16 protein-coding genes are annotated in these 17,667 nt (G+C 71.8%); 8 read left to right on the top strand and 8 right to left on the bottom strand.

The genetic code is table 11. The features are described 5' to 3' along the window. Nucleotides 1-63: 63 nt before the first annotated feature. From ACI2L3_RS30550 to ACI2L3_RS30530, 5 genes are all read right to left on the bottom strand, one after another. The gene (locus ACI2L3_RS30550; protein WP_404755618.1) at nt 64-1,506 is read right to left on the bottom strand and encodes an MFS transporter; all 1,443 of its coding nucleotides are present in this window, start codon (nt 1,504-1,506) and stop codon (nt 64-66) included. 18 nt (nt 1,507-1,524) lie between these two features. Then, nucleotides 1,525-2,244, bottom strand: a complete 720-nt coding sequence (locus ACI2L3_RS30545) for a DUF6766 family protein (RefSeq protein WP_404755617.1) — start codon at nt 2,242-2,244, stop codon at nt 1,525-1,527. Between the two features lie 83 nt (nt 2,245-2,327). Further along, nucleotides 2,328-2,735, bottom strand: a complete 408-nt coding sequence (locus ACI2L3_RS30540; protein WP_404755616.1) for a hypothetical protein — start codon at nt 2,733-2,735, stop codon at nt 2,328-2,330. 161 nt (nt 2,736-2,896) lie between these two features. Then, entirely contained in the window at nt 2,897-3,310 is a 414-nt protein-coding gene (locus tag ACI2L3_RS30535; RefSeq protein ID WP_404755615.1) for a hypothetical protein, read from the bottom strand. A 1-nt stretch (nt 3,311) separates the two neighbouring features. Next, nucleotides 3,312-4,277, bottom strand: a complete 966-nt coding sequence (locus ACI2L3_RS30530) for an LLM class F420-dependent oxidoreductase (protein WP_404755614.1) — start codon at nt 4,275-4,277, stop codon at nt 3,312-3,314. 137 nt (nt 4,278-4,414) lie between these two features. On the opposite strand from ACI2L3_RS30530, the gene ACI2L3_RS30525 reads away from it, so the two are divergent. Both ACI2L3_RS30525 and ACI2L3_RS30520 read left to right on the top strand, forming a co-directional pair. Then, nucleotides 4,415-5,548 carry a glutamate--cysteine ligase gene (locus ACI2L3_RS30525; protein WP_404755613.1) on the top strand — a complete coding sequence of 378 codons (1,134 nt, stop codon included), beginning with the start codon at nt 4,415-4,417 and terminating at the stop codon, nt 5,546-5,548. A gap of 94 nt (nt 5,549-5,642) precedes the next feature. Next, nucleotides 5,643-6,497, top strand: coding sequence for an alpha/beta fold hydrolase (locus ACI2L3_RS30520; protein ID WP_404755612.1), 855 nt, complete (start codon nt 5,643-5,645; stop codon nt 6,495-6,497). A gap of 447 nt (nt 6,498-6,944) precedes the next feature. Here the strand turns inward: ACI2L3_RS30520 and ACI2L3_RS30515 are convergent, their stop codons facing one another. After that, nucleotides 6,945-8,786 carry an APC family permease gene (locus ACI2L3_RS30515; protein ID WP_404755611.1) on the bottom strand — a complete coding sequence of 614 codons (1,842 nt, stop codon included), beginning with the start codon at nt 8,784-8,786 and terminating at the stop codon, nt 6,945-6,947. Nucleotides 8,787-9,446: 660 nt separating this feature from the next. Between ACI2L3_RS30515 and ACI2L3_RS30510 the strand changes: the two genes are divergently transcribed. Genes ACI2L3_RS30510 through ACI2L3_RS30485 form a run of 6 tightly spaced genes read left to right on the top strand, consistent with a single transcriptional unit; the run spans nt 9,447 to nt 14,617 of the window. Beyond that, nucleotides 9,447-10,796 (top strand): ATP-binding protein, encoded by a 1,350-nt coding sequence (locus tag ACI2L3_RS30510; protein ID WP_404755610.1) that lies wholly within the window; start codon nt 9,447-9,449, stop codon nt 10,794-10,796. Nucleotides 10,797-10,798: 2 nt separating this feature from the next. After that, nucleotides 10,799-11,221 carry a roadblock/LC7 domain-containing protein gene (locus ACI2L3_RS30505; RefSeq protein WP_404755609.1) on the top strand — a complete coding sequence of 141 codons (423 nt, stop codon included), beginning with the start codon at nt 10,799-10,801 and terminating at the stop codon, nt 11,219-11,221. Then, a complete protein-coding gene (locus ACI2L3_RS30500) occupies nt 11,218-11,574 on the top strand; it encodes a DUF742 domain-containing protein (RefSeq protein WP_404755608.1) in 357 nt (118 codons plus the stop codon). Before ACI2L3_RS30505 ends, ACI2L3_RS30500 begins: the two co-directional genes overlap by 4 nt. Beyond that, a complete protein-coding gene (locus tag ACI2L3_RS30495; protein WP_404755607.1) occupies nt 11,552-12,163 on the top strand; it encodes a GTP-binding protein in 612 nt (203 codons plus the stop codon). The genes ACI2L3_RS30500 and ACI2L3_RS30495 overlap by 23 nt, the downstream gene beginning before the upstream one ends. After that, on the top strand, nt 12,160-13,368 hold the full coding sequence (locus ACI2L3_RS30490) for a cytochrome P450 (protein WP_404755606.1): 1,209 nt from the start codon (nt 12,160-12,162) through the stop codon (nt 13,366-13,368). The genes ACI2L3_RS30495 and ACI2L3_RS30490 overlap by 4 nt, the downstream gene beginning before the upstream one ends. Before the next feature lie 13 nt (nt 13,369-13,381). After that, nucleotides 13,382-14,617, top strand: coding sequence for a cytochrome P450 (locus tag ACI2L3_RS30485; protein WP_404755605.1), 1,236 nt, complete (start codon nt 13,382-13,384; stop codon nt 14,615-14,617). Nucleotides 14,618-14,668: 51 nt separating this feature from the next. Here ACI2L3_RS30485 and ACI2L3_RS30480 read toward each other — a convergent pair whose 3' ends face one another. Both ACI2L3_RS30480 and ACI2L3_RS30475 read right to left on the bottom strand, forming a co-directional pair. Next, entirely contained in the window at nt 14,669-15,973 is a 1,305-nt protein-coding gene (locus ACI2L3_RS30480; RefSeq protein ID WP_404755604.1) for a cation:proton antiporter, read from the bottom strand. A gap of 91 nt (nt 15,974-16,064) precedes the next feature. Further along, on the bottom strand, nt 16,065-17,486 hold the full coding sequence (locus ACI2L3_RS30475; protein WP_404755603.1) for an MFS transporter: 1,422 nt from the start codon (nt 17,484-17,486) through the stop codon (nt 16,065-16,067). Nucleotides 17,487-17,667: the final 181 nt, after the last annotated feature.

Raw genomic sequence — 17,667 nt, 5'->3', positions numbered from 1 at the left:
GAGCGAATCGGCCACGAATGGACCATTCCATTATCGGAGCCGCCGGGCATCGGGCAACCCGGCTCAGGGCGTGCGGCGCGGGCCTGTCACCAGGACGGCGAGGCAGCCGAGGAACCCGACGGCCAGCAGGACCCCGATGCTGACCAGGGCGGTGTGGAAGGCCGAGGTGGGGTCGCCGTCGCCGGTGAGGCCGATGGCGTACACGGAGCCCACGACGGCGGGGCTGAGGGCGCCGCCGAACTGACGCAGTGCGGTGCTGGTGGCGGAGGCCATGCCGGCGAGGTTCCAGGGGGCGGCGTTGACGGAGACGACGGCGACGGAGGTGAGCATCAGGGAGACCGAGAGCCCGAAGAGGGCCAGCCGCCAGGCGAGCCCGGGGAGGTCGGTGCCGGGGCCGACCTGGGTGCAGAGAAAGACGGCGGCGGTGGCCAGGGCGAGGCCGGCGGTGAGCAGCGTCAGGGGTGGTACGCGGCTCATCAGACGCCCGACCGGCGCATTGGCGACCGCGCTGACCCCGGCGAAGAGGAAGAGCCGGATGCCGATCTCCAGGGCCGAGTAGTGGTGGACGTCGCCCAGGTAGAGGCTGATCAGGAAGGTGAAGCCGACGGTCGCGAAGAGGGCGATCACGGAGGCGAAGGCGGCGGTGGCGAAGCCGGGCGAGGCGAACAGCCGCAGGTCCATCAGCGGAGCGGTGGCGCGGCGCTCGGCGACGAGGAAGGCGGCCAGGGCGAGGACGCCGACGGCGAGGCTGGTCAGCGCATGGGCGGAGGTCCAGCCCCGGGAACCGCCTTCGATGGCGCCGAAGATGAGGCCGAGCATGGCCAGGGCGGCGGTGATCTGACCGGGCCAGTCCAGGCGGCGGCCCTCCGGGCTCATCGACTCGGGCAGGCGCAGGTGCCCGTACACGAGCGCGACGAAGGAGAGGACCGAGGCGGGGACGAAGATCCACCCCCAGGCGCCGGCTTCGAGGATGCCGCCGGAGAGCAGGGGGCCGAGTGCGAGTCCCGCTGCCACCCCGGCGGCCCACAGCCCGATGTAGCGCCCACGGTCGTTCTCGTCGGGGACGGCGTGGGCGATCAGGGCCAGGGTGGTGGGCAGCAGGAGCCCGGCGCCCAGGCCCGAGACGGCCTGCCCGGCCCACAGGATCGGCATCGTCGCACCGTTTCCCGGCAGTGCGGCCAGCGCCGCGACAAGGCCTCCCGCGCAGGTCAGGGCCAGGCCCAGGGAGAAGATCCGGCGGCGGCCGTAGAGGTCACCGAACACACCGGCGGAGAGGACGGCGGCCGCCATCGGCAGGACGTAGGCGTCGGAGACCCACTGCAGCTGAGCGGTGTCGGCACCCGTGGAGGCGGCGATCTCGTTCAGCGCTCCGGCCACCCCGTTGATGGGGAGGTAGACCGCGAACACCCCGAGGACGGCGATGGCGACCGTGGCGGTGACCTGGCGCTCGGCCGCGGGTGTTCCGGTCCCGCGGCCCTTGGCCCGGGAGGGGGGCAGGGGTGACACGTGCGCTCCCTCCGGGCGTCAGCCGCCCTCGACGCCGGTCGCGCCGTGCGGTGAGCCGACCGGCTTCGACTCCGGGGATCCGCGCTGGCGCAGATAGACGGCGAAGACGGCCATCGACCCCACGGCGAGGAGCTCGGACTGCCAGTTCTGCAGGGTCCGGCTCCAGAAGTCGGCGGCGCCGAGGTACTCGAACCAGCTGACCGGCGCCTGCAGTTCGCGCAGGTGCTCTTCGTTGTACGCGGCGGTGCCGGCGACGGACTGCGCGAACCAGGAGAGCAGGAACAGGGCGCACATCAGGACGCCGAGGGACCGGGAGTACCAGGCCTGCCGCGCGCCGCCGACGGAGGCCCAGCGCGGCGAGTCGGCCTTCGCGTGCTCGCCGATCCTCTGATCCTCGTCGGACTCGGTGCCCGCCTTGTGGAGCTCCTTGGACTCGGGCGAGCCGCGCTGGAGGAGCCATACCGTGCCGAAGATGTAGAGGAAGAACTGCAGGTACTCGGACTGCCAGTTCTCCATCACGTCCACGCCGAAGTCGGAGCTCAGGAGATAGCCGCCGAAGCTCATCGGGGCCAGGTCCTCCGCGGCGAGCTGGTTGTTGAAGTCGGCGTGCCCGGCGACCGCCTGTCCGGCCAGGGTGAGGACGAAGCCGACGCCGAAGGCGATGGTAAGGCTGTTGTCGTGCAGAAACCCACGAACACCCTGCGCCCCCTCAGCCCTCTCTTCCCGCTTCGGCCTCATCGCTGCATCAGCCCCAGCACCGTGCAGTAGGTCAGCCCCGCGGCCACCATCAGCAGATACACCGTGAACATCGTCCGCACCGGTCAACCACCCTTGATCAGACACTGATACGGCTTCTCGGGGCGCTCGGTGCAGCCGGCGGCCGTGACCTTCCAGCCGTCCGGGAAGGACGACAGGAAGAGCGTGTCGCCGTCGGTCACGACGCGCGCCTGGCGCCCGTACACGTCGACGTGCCGCACGCCGGCCGCCGTGGGCAGGCCCGCGTCGGGCAGCGCCCGCGCGCAGGGCAGTTCGGCGGACTGCTCGAGTTCGTCGCGGGTGCCGGGCGCGAGCGCCGCGCAACCGCGCGCCGCGTCGGAGGCGCGCAGACTCGTCTCGAACCGGGTCACCGCCCGGGCGGCGCCGTCCTCACGTGCCTCGATGCCGCCGCCGCAGCCGCTGAGTGTGCAGCACAGCAGTACCGCGGCCACGCCCCGCCTCGTTCCGCGCACCAGTTCTGCTCTCCTTCGCGGTCCCGTCGGCTCGTGGTCGCCGCACCGCGACGGCGGTCCGCCAGGGTGCAGGCCCTCCGACGATGCCGTCACACCGTCCCGGCACACGGAACCCGCACGTCCGACACGCGGGACGTACACCCGAACGGACGCCGCCCCGGTCAGCCGTCCCCGGGCGGCGCCCCGTGCTCGGGTCCTGTCAGCCGCAGCTGCACCTCGATCTCCTGGTCACCGGAGACGGTCCCGGTGGTCGACACGACGAAGGCGGATGCGAGCGTGCGGCGCAGCCGGTCCACCGCGACGGGGCCGCCTTGCAGGTCCGCGGTGACCGAGCCGGCGAGCAGGACGCCCCGCACGGAGTCCGGGCTGTGGGCGGCGCGGAACCCGCCGGTCCATACGGCGGGACACGACTCCCCGGTCTGACGTGGCGCGTCCGTCCCGCGGTCGGACGGGAAGTGGGCGCGCAGGACGTTGAAGACGGTGTCCGCGTCGGCCGGTGAGCACTCGCCGAGGACCACTTGTACGAGGTCCGGGGACGGGTCGTGCGGTGTACGGGATTCCCGGGTCTCCGGCATGTCACAGCTCCCGCAGCGCGGGCAGGAGCTTCTTCTCGGCCCACTCGATGAACGGGCGCTGCTGGTCGCCGCCCACCTGTACGAGGGCGACCTCCGTGAAGCCCGCGTCGACGAAGGGGCGTACGGCTTCGACGAAGTCGTCGACGTCGTCCCCGCACGGGATCTGCCGCGCGATGTCCTCGGGGGTGACGAACTGCGTGGCGCCGGCGAAGCCGGAGGGGCCGGGCAGTTCGGAGTTGACCGGCCAGCCGCCGACGGACCAGCGGAACTGGTCGTGGGCGCGGGCGACCGCCGCGTCCTTGTCGGTGTCGTAGCAGACGGGCAGCTGACCGACCCGGGGCTTGCCCCGGCCCCCGTGCTCGTCGAAGGACGAGAGCAGTTCCGCCTTGGGTTCGGTCGCGATGACGAGGTCGGCGAGCCGCCCGGCGAGTGCGCAGGACCGGCCGCCGGAGACGGCGATGCCGATGGGCGGCAGGTCGTCGGGCAGGTCCCACAGCCGGGCGTTCGACACGTCGAAGTGGTCGCCCTGGTGGTTGACGTTGTCGCCGGTGAAGAGCGCGCGGATGATACCGACCGCTTCTTCGAGCATGTCGATGCGGACCTGCGGGGCGGGCCAGCCGGCACCGACGACGTGCTCGTTGAGGTTCTCGCCGGAGCCGAGCCCCAGCCGGAAGCGGCCCTCCGAGAGGAGCTGCATCGTCGCGGCCTTCTGGGCCACCACGGCGGGGTGGTAGCGGACCGTCGGGCAGGTCACGTACGTCATCAGCGGGATGCGCGAGGTCGCCTGCGCCGCCGCGCCGAGCACGCTCCACGCGTACGGGGAGTGCCCCTGCGAGTCGAGCCACGGAAAGTAGTGGTCGGAGGTGACGGAGAAGTCGAAGCCGGCCCGTTCCGCGGCGACCAGATCGTCGACGAGCGCGCGCGGTCCGGCTTGCTCAGTCATCATTGTGTAGCCGATTTGCACCATAAATGATCGTTTTGCCGAACTGCTCCCGCTGAAACATCCGACGGATCGTTAGTCCACCGTACGGATGCGGACAGCAAGCGGGGGTACCGGGGAACGACATCACAGCAATGGCGGCCACGGAAAGAGAGGCGTCCCCTTTGCGCACTGTAGGAGTGGAGGAGGAACTCCTCCTGGTCGACCGCGAGAGCGGGGAACCCCGGGCCCTTTCCTCGGCGGTCCTGGCGCGAGCGGCCAGGGACACCGGCGAGCACCCCGACGCCGAGAAGCAGGACCACGACTACCGCGAACCCGAGGACGAGACGTTCGAGAGGGAACTGCAGAGTCAGCAGCTCGAGTTCGCGACGCAGCCGCGGACGAGCATGGAGAGTCTCGCGGACGAGATCGGGCGGTGGCGGGCGGAGGCGGCACGGCACGCGGGTGACGTGGGCGGCGCGGTCGCCGCCCTCGCCACCTCTCCCCTGCCCGTGAGCCCGTCGATCAACACGGGCAGCCGCTATCAGTGGATGGAGGAGCAGTTCGGCCTGACCACGCAGGAGCAGCTGACGTGCGGATGCCACGTCCATGTGTCGGTCGAGTCCGACGAGGAGGGCGTGGCCGTCATAGACCGCATCCGCCCCTGGCTCCCGGTCCTGGTGGCGCTGAGCGCCAACTCGCCCTTCTGGCAGGGCAACGACAGCCTGTACAGCAGCTACCGCAGCAGGGTGTGGGGCCGCTGGCCGATGGCGGGCCCCACGGAGCTCTTCGGCTCCGCCGCCCGGTACGAGGAGCAGGTCAGACACATGGTCGACACCGGGGTGCTGCGCGACCGGGGCATGATCTACTTCGACGCCCGGCTCTCCCACCGCTATCCCACGGTCGAGATACGGGTCGCTGACGTCTGCCTGGAGTCCTCGTCGACCGTCCTCATCGCGGCTCTGGCGCGGGGGCTGGTCGAGACGGCCGCGCGTGAGTGGCGGGCGGACCGGCCGCCGCTGGCGCACGGCATCGGCCTGCTCCGCCTCGCCGCGTGGCGGGCCGCCCGGTCCGGCCTGGACGACACGCTGCTGCACCCCGCGACCATGCTGCCCACGCCGAGCGCCGAGGTCCTGCGGGCGCTCGTCGACCACGTACAGGACTCCCTGGAGGAGACCGGCGACCTCGAGCTGGTGCGCGAGACCGTGGCGGACCTTCTGAAGAACGGCAACGGAGCCCGCATCCAGCGGGACATGCTGCACCGGACGGGTAGCCTGCGGGACGTGGTCACGGAGTGCGTACGCCGAACGCAGCGGTGACAGAGGGGGGCGCGCACATGCGGAAGGCCGGAGAGGGCTTGCGGGGCCGACCAGGGTCGGTGCCGCCGGCGCCGGCACGGATCCCGGGCACGGCATGACGCCCGGCGCCGCACCGGGCACCCGGCACTTCGTGGGCCGCGACGGCGTCCGGCTGACGGCGGACGTCTGGGGCGAGGCGCCCGCGCCGCCGCTCGTCCTCCTGCACGCCGGCGGCCAGACGCGGCACGCCTGGCGCCGGACCGGTCCCCGGCTCGCCGCGCTGGGGTGGCGGGTCATCGCCCCGGACCTGCGGGGGCACGGCACCAGTGGGTGGTCGGCCGACGGTGACTACGACCTCGGCCTGTTCGCCGACGACGTCCGGGCGCTCGTCACCGAGATCGGCGGCGGCCCGGTGCTCGTCGGCGCCTCGCTCGGCGGCCTGGGTTCGCTGCTGGCCGCCGGAGAGGCGCCCGGGGCGGCCGTCCGCGCCTTGGTCCTCGTCGACGTCGCCCACCGGCCGGACCCGCAAGGGACCGACCGGATCGTCGAGTTCATGCGCCGCCGTCCGAACGGATTCGCCGACGTCGAGGAGGCGGCCGCGGCGGTCTCCGCCCGGCCGCCACGTCCGGAGGACGTCGAGAGGATACGGAACAGTCTGCGCCGCGAGGGCGATCGCTGGGTCTGGCACTGGGACCCGCGGATGCTGGACAGCTTCGCGGACCGGATGGACCCGCCCGGCATGGCGGAGCGCCTCCTCGACGCCGCGCGCGGCGCCGACGTGCCGATCCTGCTCGTCCGGGGCGGGAGCAGCGACGTGGTGCGTCAGGACATCGCCGAGGAGTTCTGTGCGGGCGTTCCCCGCGCGCGGCACGTCGAGGTGGCCGGTGCGGGGCACATGGTGGTCGGTGACCGGAACGAGCACTTCATCGATGCGGTCGTCCCCTTTCTCACGGGGCTGACCGGCCGGTAGGTACCGGCACGTTGAGGGGCCCCGGTGCCGAGCGCACCGGGGCCCCGAAGGAACTGCAACACCATCTGCCGACCTCAGTGTTGCGTCGGCTTTCCGTATCCGCACGGTCGTCCGTCGTACTGACGGGGGTGCGGGGATCGCGGATGCGTGACCGGAGACCACCTGCCTATCGATGTCCTGCGGTACCCGGGTTCACTTTCCGCCCGGGCGATCCTGACGGCGCTCTATTCCTCCGTTCTTCCCTCTCTTTGCTCAACTGCTGCTGGCGGCCCCTGATCTCCGCGGGCCACCTGGTTCACTGCCCGGCAGTTCGTGTCTGCCGGGCCCTTCTCGATCTCGGCTACGGGAGAAACCATAGACGGGTGACCACCCAATGTCTACTCCAGCGAGGACAGATTTCCAGGTATCACTCGATCAGGTAATCGTTGCCGTCGATCTATGGATGCTCTAGGTCAGCCGGAACCGGAGCCGGCAGATCGCCGCCTCGGTGTCGCGGCGTACGGCGTGCGCGACGACCGCGCCCCGCTGGTTCTGCAGGATCCGCTGCCAGAGGCGGGCCGGCTCCGTCTCGGGGATGAGGACCGTGACCCTGGTGCCCGGGTGGTATTCGTAGATCCGCCTGACGTACGCCGCCACGGGGCGTCCCACCGTGCGGCGCCGCGACCTGAGCTCGATGAGGTCGACACCCGGGTTCCACAGCTCCCAGTCGCACCGCAGTGCGGCCGCGGCCTCGCGGTCCTCGGGCTCGTCGTACGTGACCGTCACCGCCCGCACCTCGTCGCCGAGCGACACCGCCGCGTTCAGCGCCTCACAGGTCAGCTTGGAGAGCCCGCCGACCGGGACGATCACCAACGAGTGGTCGCGGTGCGGGGGTTCGGGCACGCGGCCGATGCCGAGCCGCTCGCCGATTCGCGCGTACGCGCGGTGGACGGCCTCGAAGCAGAGCACGAGCAGCGGCAGCGCGACCACGATCAGCCAGGCCCCGTCGTGGAACTTGGTGGCGGTCACGACGATCGCGCTGACGCCGGTGAGCAGGGCGCCGAGGCCGTTCAGCAGCGCCTTTCCCAGCCACTTGGGGCCGCGTTCGCGCCGCCAGTGCAGCACCATGCCGGTCTGTGCGACGGTGAAGCCGACGAAGACGCCGATCGCGAAGAGCGGTACGAGCGTATTGGTGTCGCCGCCGGAGAACAGCAGCAGCGCGGCCGAGACGGCCGCGAGCGCCAGCACTCCGTGTCGGTGCACCTGGCGGTCGGCCTTCAGCGCGAAGACGTGCGGCAGGAAATGGTCGCGGGCGAGCAGCTTGAGCAGCACGGGCAGGCCCCCGAAGGAGGTGTTCGCGGACAGCGCGAGCAGTACCGCGGTCGCGAATTGGATGACGTAGAAGGCCCAGTTGTGCCCGAGTGAGGCGTCGGCGAGCTGGGCGAGGACGGTGACGCCTTCGACCGGCCGCAGGCCGAAGCGGGAGATGAGCACCGCGAGGCCGATCAGCATCGCGCCGAGCAGACCGCCGAGGGCGATCTCCGCGTGCTGTGCGCGTCTGGCCCGCGGCTCGCGGAACGAGGGCACGGCGTTCGCGATGGCTTCGACGCCGGTCAGCGCCGAGCAGCCGGAGGCGAAGGCCTTGAGCAGGAGCAGGGCCCCCACCGTGGTGGCGTTGTCCGCGAGGACGGAGGCATGGCCCTCGGCGGTCGCCGTAGAGACGGGTCCGTCCCGGAACAGGCCGACGGCTATCAGTGTGAAGATCGCCACGACGAAGACCGCGGTGGGTGCGATGAAGACCTTGGCGGACTCGGCGATGCCGCGCAGGTTCACGGCCGTGATCAGGGCGAGCACTCCCAGGCAGAGGAGCAGCCGGTCGCCGTACAGCTCCGGGAAGGCGGAGGTCAGCGCGGCGACCCCGGCGGTGACGGCGACCGCGACGTTCAGCACGTAGTCCAGGACGAGGGAGGCCGCGGCGACCAGGCTCGTGCGGCGCCCCAGGTGCAGCTTGGCCACGGCGTAGGAGCCGCCGCCGTCCGGGAACGCGGCGATCACCTGACGGTACGAGGCGACCAGGACGGCGAGCAGAGCGGCGATGGCGAGGGTGACGGGGAGTGTGAACCCGAGGCCGTGGCCGCCCGCCGCGGCGAGCACGAGGACGATCGCCTCCGGCCCGTACGCGACGGACGCCATCGCGTCGAGGGAGAGCGCGGCGAGTCCGGTGAGGGCGGTCAGCCGGTGCTTCTCGCCGGTATCCGGCGGTTGCTCCGCGGCGGGGGCGGTGCCGGGCTCGACAGTCAGGACGGACATGTACGCGCACTCCTTCACGCGCCCTCTCGGGCACTTCATGGGTCAGTGCGATCAGGTTCCGTCCGCTCGGGCCGGTGATTGTCCGCCCCTTACGGGTCCTTCATGCCGGGGGCCGCGTTTCATACGCGGCTCTGACGGTGAGGAGACGAAGCGGACGTACCGACTCCGCGGTGCGGCACGCCGGTGACCAGGTCACTCGGCATGGCCTTTGCTGATCTGGACCACGGGCGGTGAACACGACAAGATATCGTTGACGAGCGACGGCCAACTGGCTTTTTTCAACTGCCAATTGGCTTAAAACGTATGTCGTGGGAAGCCTGCCACGACCGAGGAAAGCCAGGAAGTGCTGATGAGCGCAGTGAGACAGGTCGGGCTCTGCGGACGGCCTCGATGCGCCCACCGGCTCGGCCTCCCGGGGACACCCTTTCTCCGGCCGGACTCCAGGGCCGACGGCCAAACCGTCGGGCTGCTGCCGTAGTTGGCACCCGCCCCCGGCGTGCCGGCCCACGTGTCCGCGTACCTCCCGGGCGGATCCCGTGCGTCGCGGCCGATCGTGCGCACCGGCGCCCGCACCCCCACAGTCACCCCGTCCGGTCGGCGGCGCACGGCCGCCTCACAACCTTTGACACTCTGACACCTCTGACCCCTCTAGAGGACGTGATGACAGACCTGATACAGGCCACCACCGTGGTGCCCTCGGTTCTCGCCCTGGCCGCCGGCGGCGCGGCCTGGCGGTTCTGGGACCAGTACCGAGGCGAGCGCGCCACGAGCGGCCGCCTCCGTGGCGAGGCCGAGGAGTCCGCCAGGCGGCAGCGCGCCACCGAGGACGTGCTGAGGCAGTTCGCCGGCGGTGTCATTCCCAGGCTGGGGGCCGAGGCGGAGCGTCTGGGCACCGGCCACGGGGTCGACATCGAACTGCCCGACGCGCTGGTGAACACGGTGCTCGCGCAGCGCCTCGCGGAGCTGGCCGACTCCGCGGCCCACACGGTGCGCAAGGTCCAGTACGACGCGCAGACCAGCACGAGCGCCCAGATCGACGAGGTGCGGGAGAGCGCGCGGGACGAGGTCGCCCGCGCGCGGCAGAGCGCCGAGGAGTCCAGCCGGGCGGCGGTGCGTGCCGTCTCCTCCGCGATGGTGGGCATGGCCTCCAAGCTGAGCCAGCGCGTCAGCCAGGGCGTGCGGCGGCACGAGGGGGACGAGGCGTACGAGACGCTGGTCGGCATCGACCACCCGACCCAGCAGATGCTGCTCGTCGCCCAGAACTACGTGGTCCTGTCCGGAGGCAAGTTGTCGCGTCGCTGGCCTGCCACCCCGCTGACCGACGTGGTTCGGGCGGCGATGGGCAGCATCGAGGAGTACGAGCGCGTCGAGCACCAGGAGCTCGACGTCACGCTGACCAGCCGGGCGGTCGGGCCCGTGGTGCACGCGCTGGCGGTGCTCCTGGACAACGCGGTCCGCTACTCCCCCTCCTCCGCGCGCGTCCATGTGGCCTTCCAGGAGGGGCACCACGGTGTCTCGGTCATCGTGGACGACGCCGGCCTGCGCATGAACGACGAGCAGCTGGCCTGGGCCAGGCGGATCCTGACGGGTACGCAGCGCGACGACATCAACCAGCTCGGCGCGCATCCGCAGACCGGTCTGCGGGCGGCCGCCGCCCTCGCCGCCGACTACGGCTTCCGGATCGACCTGGAGGCGCCGAATCCGTTCGGCGGCACGCGCGTGTACATGTTCATCCCCAAGAGCCTCCTGACCGCGTCCGCCGCTCCCCCGCCCGCTCCCGCGGCGGTCGCCGAGCCGGCCCCCGCCAAGCGCACCACCGCCAGCGGGCTGACCGTCCGCTCCCGGTCGTCCGCGGGGCGGTCGCGGACGTCCGCCGCCGCGGGCCCGCGGACGCCGTCGTCCGAGGACCGGCCCGCGGCGCCCGGGCGGCCCTCCATCGCCGCCGCCTGGGCGAAGGGGACCCGCAGCGCCCGCACCGAAGACCCGACCACCACGCATGAAGGAGCCTGACCGTGACCACCGGCAACGAACTTGGCTGGCTGCTGGACCGAGCACTGGGGTCCGTCGAAGGCGTCCGGCACGCGGTGCTCATGAGCTCCGACGGTCTGCTGCACTCCCGGACGTCCGGGATCGGGCAGGACGAGGCGGAGAAGTTCGCCGCGATCACCGCGGCCGTCCGCGCCGCCGCGCTCGCCTACGACGAGGAGACCGGTGGCGGGGGCACCCGGCAGGCGCTGATCGAGCTGACCAACCACGTGGGCCTGATCACGCAGGCCGGCGGCAACACCATGCTGTCGGTGCAGACCAGCGGCCCCGACGCGGACATCGGCCTGATCACCCATCACATGCTGGAGCTGGCCCAGCGGGTGGGCCACGAGATGAAGGTCGCGCCGCGGCAGCCGCAGCCGCCTGCGCTCGGCCTGCCGACGACGTGAGTGGACCGCGGCGGGACCCGGACCTGGTCAGGCCGTACGTCCGTACGGACGGGCGGGTCCGCGCCGATCCGGACGTGCGCCTGGAGACCGTGGTGATCGCCGCGAGCGGCACCGGCGAGGGCCTGAGCGCGGACGCCCGGCGGGTGATGGGCCTGTTCACCCACGCCGGGGGCGGGGGCCTGGCGGTCGCGGACATCGCGGCCGCCCTGGAGTTCCCGCCTTCCACGGTACGCATCCTCGTCTCCTCGCTCATCGACGAAGGCCTGCTGACGCGCCCGGTCGCCGCCGGTGACGACCAACCCCAAACCGATCTGCTCCAGGAGGTACTGCGTGGTCTCCGCGCCCTCGTCTGACGGCCTCATCTACGTGCCACCCGGTGTGACCCGGTCCGCGAAGATCGTGATCTCGGGGAGTTTCGCCGTCGGCAAGACGACGTTCGTGGGCAGCGTCTCCCAGATCCCGCCGCTGCGCATGGAGGAGCGGATCACCCAGGCCAGCGCCGGGGTGGACGATCTGGCGCGGACGCCGCGGAAGACGACCACGACCGTCGGCATGGACTTCGGCCGTCTGCATCTGAGCGACTCCCTGGTGCTGTACCTCTTCGGCACGCCCGGTCAGGGGCGGTTCCGCCCCATGTGGGCCGGGCTGACCGAGGGCGCTCTGGGAGCGCTCGTCCTGGTCGACACCCGCAACCTGGAGGCCTCCTTCGAGATCCTCGCGCTGCACGAGGAGCAGGGCACGCCGTACGCCGTGGCGATCAACCTGTTCGACGGGGCGCCCCGGTACGACCTGGACGAGGTCAGGCAGGCCCTCGACCTGGACGAGCGCACTCCCCTGACGACGTGTGACGCGCGCGAGGGGACCTCCAGCGTCATGGCCCTGATCACCCTCTGCGAGTACCTGACCGACCTGCACGCACCTGTTTTGGAGCCCCGCCCGTGACCAGCCCGACCACGACCGAAGCGGTGTCCGAGCGCCGCATCGCCCTGCACGACGCCGAGTTCGCGGCCGACCCGCATGCCGCGTACGCGAAGATGCGGGCGGAGTTCGGGCCGTTCGTCCCGGTGGACCTCATCCCCGGCGTCCCCGCGACCCTCGTCATCGGCTACGCCCAGGCCCGGCGCATCCTCAACGACCCCCTGCGGTTCCCGGCCGACCCGCGGACGTGGGAGCAGTCCGTGCCCGAGACGTGCCCGGTCCGGCCGATGATGGAGTACCGCCCCAACGCGCTGCGCTCGGCCGGCCCCGAGCACACCCGCTACCGGTCGGCGAACACCGCCGCGATCGACGGGGTCGACCAGCACGGACTGCGCACGCTGGTCGAGCAGGTCGCCGACGCGACCATCGCCGAGTTCCGCGACTCGGAGGGCGCCGATCTGCTGACCCAGTACGCCTGGCCGATCGCCTTCCGGGTGCTCAGCGCCCTGCTCGGCTGCCCCGACGAGATGGGCCGGCGCATCGCCGACGGCATGGCCAAGATCTTCGAGGGGGTGGATGCCGCCAGCGGCAACGAGATCCTCTCCCAGGCCGTCGCCGATCTGGTGGCCCTGCGCCAACGGCAGCCCGGGGACGACATCACCTCCCGGCTCCTCGCACACGCCGCCGCGCTCGACGACGTCGAGATGGCCCACCAGCTCGTCACGCTCTACGGCGCCGGCATCGAACCCCTGACGAACCTCATCGCCAACACCGTCCTCAGGATCCTCGTCGACGACCAGTTCTCCGGAGACCTGCACGCGGGCGGCTCCTCCGTGCGGGAAGCGCTCGACACGGTGCTCTACACCGACCCGCCGCTGGCGAACTACTGCATCAGCTATCCGCCGCACCCCGTCGACGTGGACGGCTTCCTGCTGCCCGCGCACCAGCCGGTCGTCATCTCGATGGCCGCCTGCAACAACGACCCGGCCCTCGGCGACCAGCGCATCGCCAGCAACCGCGCCCACCTGTCCTGGAGCACAGGACCGCACGCCTGCCCCGCGCGCCCGCACGCCTACCTCATCGCCGAGACCGCCATCACGCACCTGCTCGACGCACTGCCCGAGATGGACCTCGCCGCCGCGCCGGACGACCTGGTCTGGCGCCCCGGACCCTTCCACCGGGCGCTGACCGCCCTGCCCGTCCTGTTCCCCACCGCCTCATCCGTCTGAAGGGACCACCACCATGGCCGTGCCCACGCAGCCGATCATCCTCGACCCCACCGGTGCCCGCGCACACGACGAGCACCGCCGGTTGCGGGCGCACGGCCAGGCCGTCCGCGTGGACATCCTGGGCGTGACCGCCTGGTCCGTCACCGACCCCGCGCTCCTCAAGGAGCTGCTGACCAGTCCGAACGTCTCCAAGGATGCCCGCGCCCACTGGCCGGAGTTCAACGACACCGTCCAACGGTGGCCGCTGGCCCTGTGGGTCGCCGTGGAGAACATGTTCACCGCCTACGGGGCCGACCACCGGCGTCTGCGGCGCATGGTCGCCCCCGCCTTCAGCCACCGCCGCATCACCGCGCTGAAGGAGAACATAGACACGGTCGTCACCGGCATCCTCGACCGGCTGTCCGCGCTCCCGCCCGGCGAGACCGTCGACCTGCGCGAACACCTCGCCTACCCGCTGCCCATCGCCGTCATCAGCCGGCTCATGGGCGTACCGGAGGAGCAGCAGGACGCCTTCCGCCGGGTCGTCGACGGCGTCTTCGACACCACGCTGACCGCCGAGCAGTCCGAGGCCAACACCAAGGCGCTCTACGAAGCCCTCCACCAGCTCATCGCCGCGAAACGCGGCGAGCCCGGCGACGACATGACCTCCCTCCTGATCACCTCGCGCGACGAGGACGAGGAGGGCGGCATGTCGGAGGACGAACTCCGCGACACGCTGCTGCTGATGATCAGCGCCGGGTACGAGACCACCGTCAACGTCATCGACCAGGCGATCACCCAGCTGCTCGCCCACCCCGAACAGCTCGCGCTGCTGCGGTCGGGCGAGGTCGACTGGAGCGAGGCCGTCGAGGAGACCCTGCGCCTCGAACCGGCCGTCAGGCATCTGCCCCTGCGGTACGCGGTGACCGACATCGCCCTGTCCGACGGTCAGACCATCGCCCGTGGCGAGGCGATCCTCGCCTCCTACGCGGCCGCCAACCGGCACCCCGACTGGCACGGTGAGAGCGCGGACGACTTCGACATCACCCGCACGGTCAAGGAGCACCTCGCCTTCGGCCACGGCGTCCACTTCTGCCTCGGCGCCCCGCTCGCCCGCCTCGAGGTCATCACGGCCCTGCGCCTGCTCTTCGACCGCTTCCCGGATCTCGAACTGGCCGTACCCGCCGCGGAGTTGAAGCCGCTCGGCTCCCTGATCAGCAACGGCCACCAGTCCCTGCCGGTCCGCCTCCGGCCCGCCCCGACCGCGTAGCCGGGAAGCCACAGAATCACCGTGGCCGACAGCCAGTCGGCCACGGCCTGCTTACGAGCCGCGCCCGCTGCGGTCCACCACATGTTCCGTTCCCCTCTCCTTAGCGGGGTCGGTGGTTCGGCGCCGGTCCAGCCGGGAGACGACCGGCCCGGCCGTGACGCCGTGCAGCACGACCGACGCCAGCACGGTGAAGGTCACCACCGCCCACAACTCCCGCTCCGGTACGGGAAAACTCTGTCTGCCCAGCGCGTAGGCGAGGTAGTACAGCGACCCGATGCCCCGGATGCCGTACGCCGCGACCACCCACCGCTCCCGCCCCCGCACCCGGCCGCCCAGCAGCCCGGCCCAGCCGGCGAGCGGCCTGACCACCAGCAGGAGCAGCAGCCCGGTGACGGCGCCCTGCCAGGTCAGCGGGGCCAGACCGCCCAGCGCGACGAAGGCGCCGAGGAGGAACAGCAGCACCGCGGTCAGCAGCCGCTCGACCTGCTCGACGAAGTCGTGCAGCACGTTGTGGAAGCCGTGGGCGCGCTCGGCCGCCCGGACGGTGCACGCGGTGGTGAACACTGCCAGGAAGCCGTATCCGCCCGCGAGTTCGGTCACCCCGTACGACAGGAACGTGGCGGCCAGCGCCACGAACCCCTCCTTGTACTCCGACAGCCGCAGCACCGTCGCACGGGTCCGGAAGAACAGCCAGCCGAGCAGTCGCCCGATCAGCAGTCCGCTCAGCACGCCGACGACGCACTTGAACACGACGTCCTCCACTGCCCACGCGCCGACCCAGTCGGCCGACCAGCCGGCGCCCGCGGCGGCGGCCAGTGCGATGGCCGCGTAGGTGAGAGGGAAGGCGAGCCCGTCGTTGAGCCCCGCCTCACTGGTCAGGGCGAAGCGCACCTCGTCCTCATCATGCTTGTCCATGGTGGGCTCCCCCACCCGCACCTCCGAGGCGAGCACGGGATCCGTCGGCGCGAGGACCGCCGCGAGCAGCAGCGCGGCGGCGGGCGGCCAGTCCAGCAGCCACCACGCCACCACCGCGGTGACGCCGACGGTCAGGAGCATCGTGATGCCGAGCAGCCGCCAGGTCGAGGCCCACAGCCGCGGTCCCACCGGCCGGTTCAGGGCCAGCCCGGCACCCATCAGGGCGATGATGACGCAGACTTCGGTGACGTGCTCCGTCAGCAGCCGGTGCTCCACGGGGTCGACGGCGGGCAGGGGCAGCGGCAGCAGATAGACGGCGATGCCCGCCACCAGATACACCACGGGCAACGACAGCGGCCGCCCGGCCACCACCCGTGGCAGTACCGCGGCGAGCAGCGCTCCCGCTCCCAGCCACACGAACACGCCGTCGCCAAGCGTCACTGTGCTGTGCCCATCCTTTCCACAGATCACATGTGCCCCATGATCCGCACACCACACAGCACGCATCCCGCGCGGCCGCGCGTCGCTCTGATCAGCGCTGCTCACAATTCCACGTGCGACCGGCGAAGGCGCGGGGACGCATTCTCATCCACACGGCGAGGACGACACACGCGGCCAGACAGCCCGCCGCGGTGGCCAGCAGTGCCGTGTCGGCGGCCGCTTCCGCACCCATACCAGGGTTCTGGTCGGTGACGGCCCCGGCCGGCCCGACGCCGAGGCCGGCGGCCACGGTGATGACCGTCTTGGTGACTCCCGACGCCTCCCCGGCCCGCTCCGGCCGGACCACCGCCTGGGTGGCGATGAGGGTCAGCGAATTGGCCACTCCGAGGACGGCGCCACCCACGGTGGCCACGGCGACGTACAACATGAAGGAGGAGGTCAGGGCGAGGCACGCCAGTGCCACCGCCCCTCCGCACAGGCAACCCGCCATCAGCGGCACCGCGCCCCGCTGCGGCACCCGCCCGGCGAGCGGCCCGGCACAGGCCATGGCCAGCGCGGGAGCGAGGAACGCGGTGCCCGCGAGGGCGACCGGAAGGCCCCACTGCCCCTGGAGCGTGAGCGGCACGACGAACAGGAACATCACCGTCGTGGTGTTGGCGACGGCACCGGCCGCGGTGAGCGCCATGTACGGCGCGTTGCGGAACAGGCCGAGCTCCACCAGCGGATGGCTCGCAGCCCGCTCACGCCGTACGTACACGAACAGCATGGCGGCCGCGACGGCCAAGCCCACCGGCGCGGCGGGCCACGGCCGGCGCGGACCGCTGTCGATGACGACGCTGAGCGCGGCGAGCGCGGCCGTGGCAGCGGCCAGGCCGCCCCAGTCGACGCTGCGGGGCGCCCCGGTGTCATGGCTCTCGGCGGTACGTGAGGCGCAGACCGCGCCGAGTACGGCGAGCGGGACGTTGAGCCAGAACACGGCGCGCCAGGACACCGATGCGGTCAGGGCGCCGCCGATGAACGGACCGCAGGCGGTGGCGATCCCGCCGATGCCGAGGGCCCAGCCGGTGGCACGGCCGCGCAGCTCGACCGGGTAGACGTTGGTCAGCAGCGCCAGCCCCACCGGCATGATCATCGCGGCCCCGGCGCCCTGAACCACCCTGGCGCCGACAAGGACGGCCAAGGACGGGGCGAGCGCGCAGCACAGCGTGGACGCGGCGAACACGACGAGCCCCGCGACCAGCAGCCGCCGTCGCCCGAACAGGTCACCGAGCCGCCCGGCCCCCAGCATCAGCGTCCCGGTGGACAGCAGGTACGCACTGATCACCCACTGCAGGCCGGCCCCGTCCGCGTGCAGGTCGCGACCGATCCGCGGCAGGGCGAGGTTCAGGCCGAACGAGTCGAGCTGAATGCAGAACACACCCACGGACATGGCGAGGAGCGCCCATCGCCGGGTCCCGAAGTCCGACGCCGCCGCACCACCGGCACCGCTCCGCAAGGTCGCGTGCTTGCTCACGATCGCTTACTTCTCCTCTCTCCTCTTGGTCGACCCCGCTCGGGGGCACCACGCTGCTGACGGCACGCGGGGGGGGGGGGGGGGGGTGTTGGCCGCCGAATAACGGTAGGGGACATGGGCCCCCGCGGCCGGGGTGGGTGAGTGTGTGGGAAAGGGTGTAGTGGGGGGGGCCGGGATGGTG

It is taken from the genome of Streptomyces sp. NPDC029674 (assembly GCF_044903205.1).
Lineage (GTDB): Bacteria > Actinomycetota > Actinomycetes > Streptomycetales > Streptomycetaceae > Streptomyces.
This window is presented reverse-complemented; position numbering and strand designations above follow the sequence as displayed.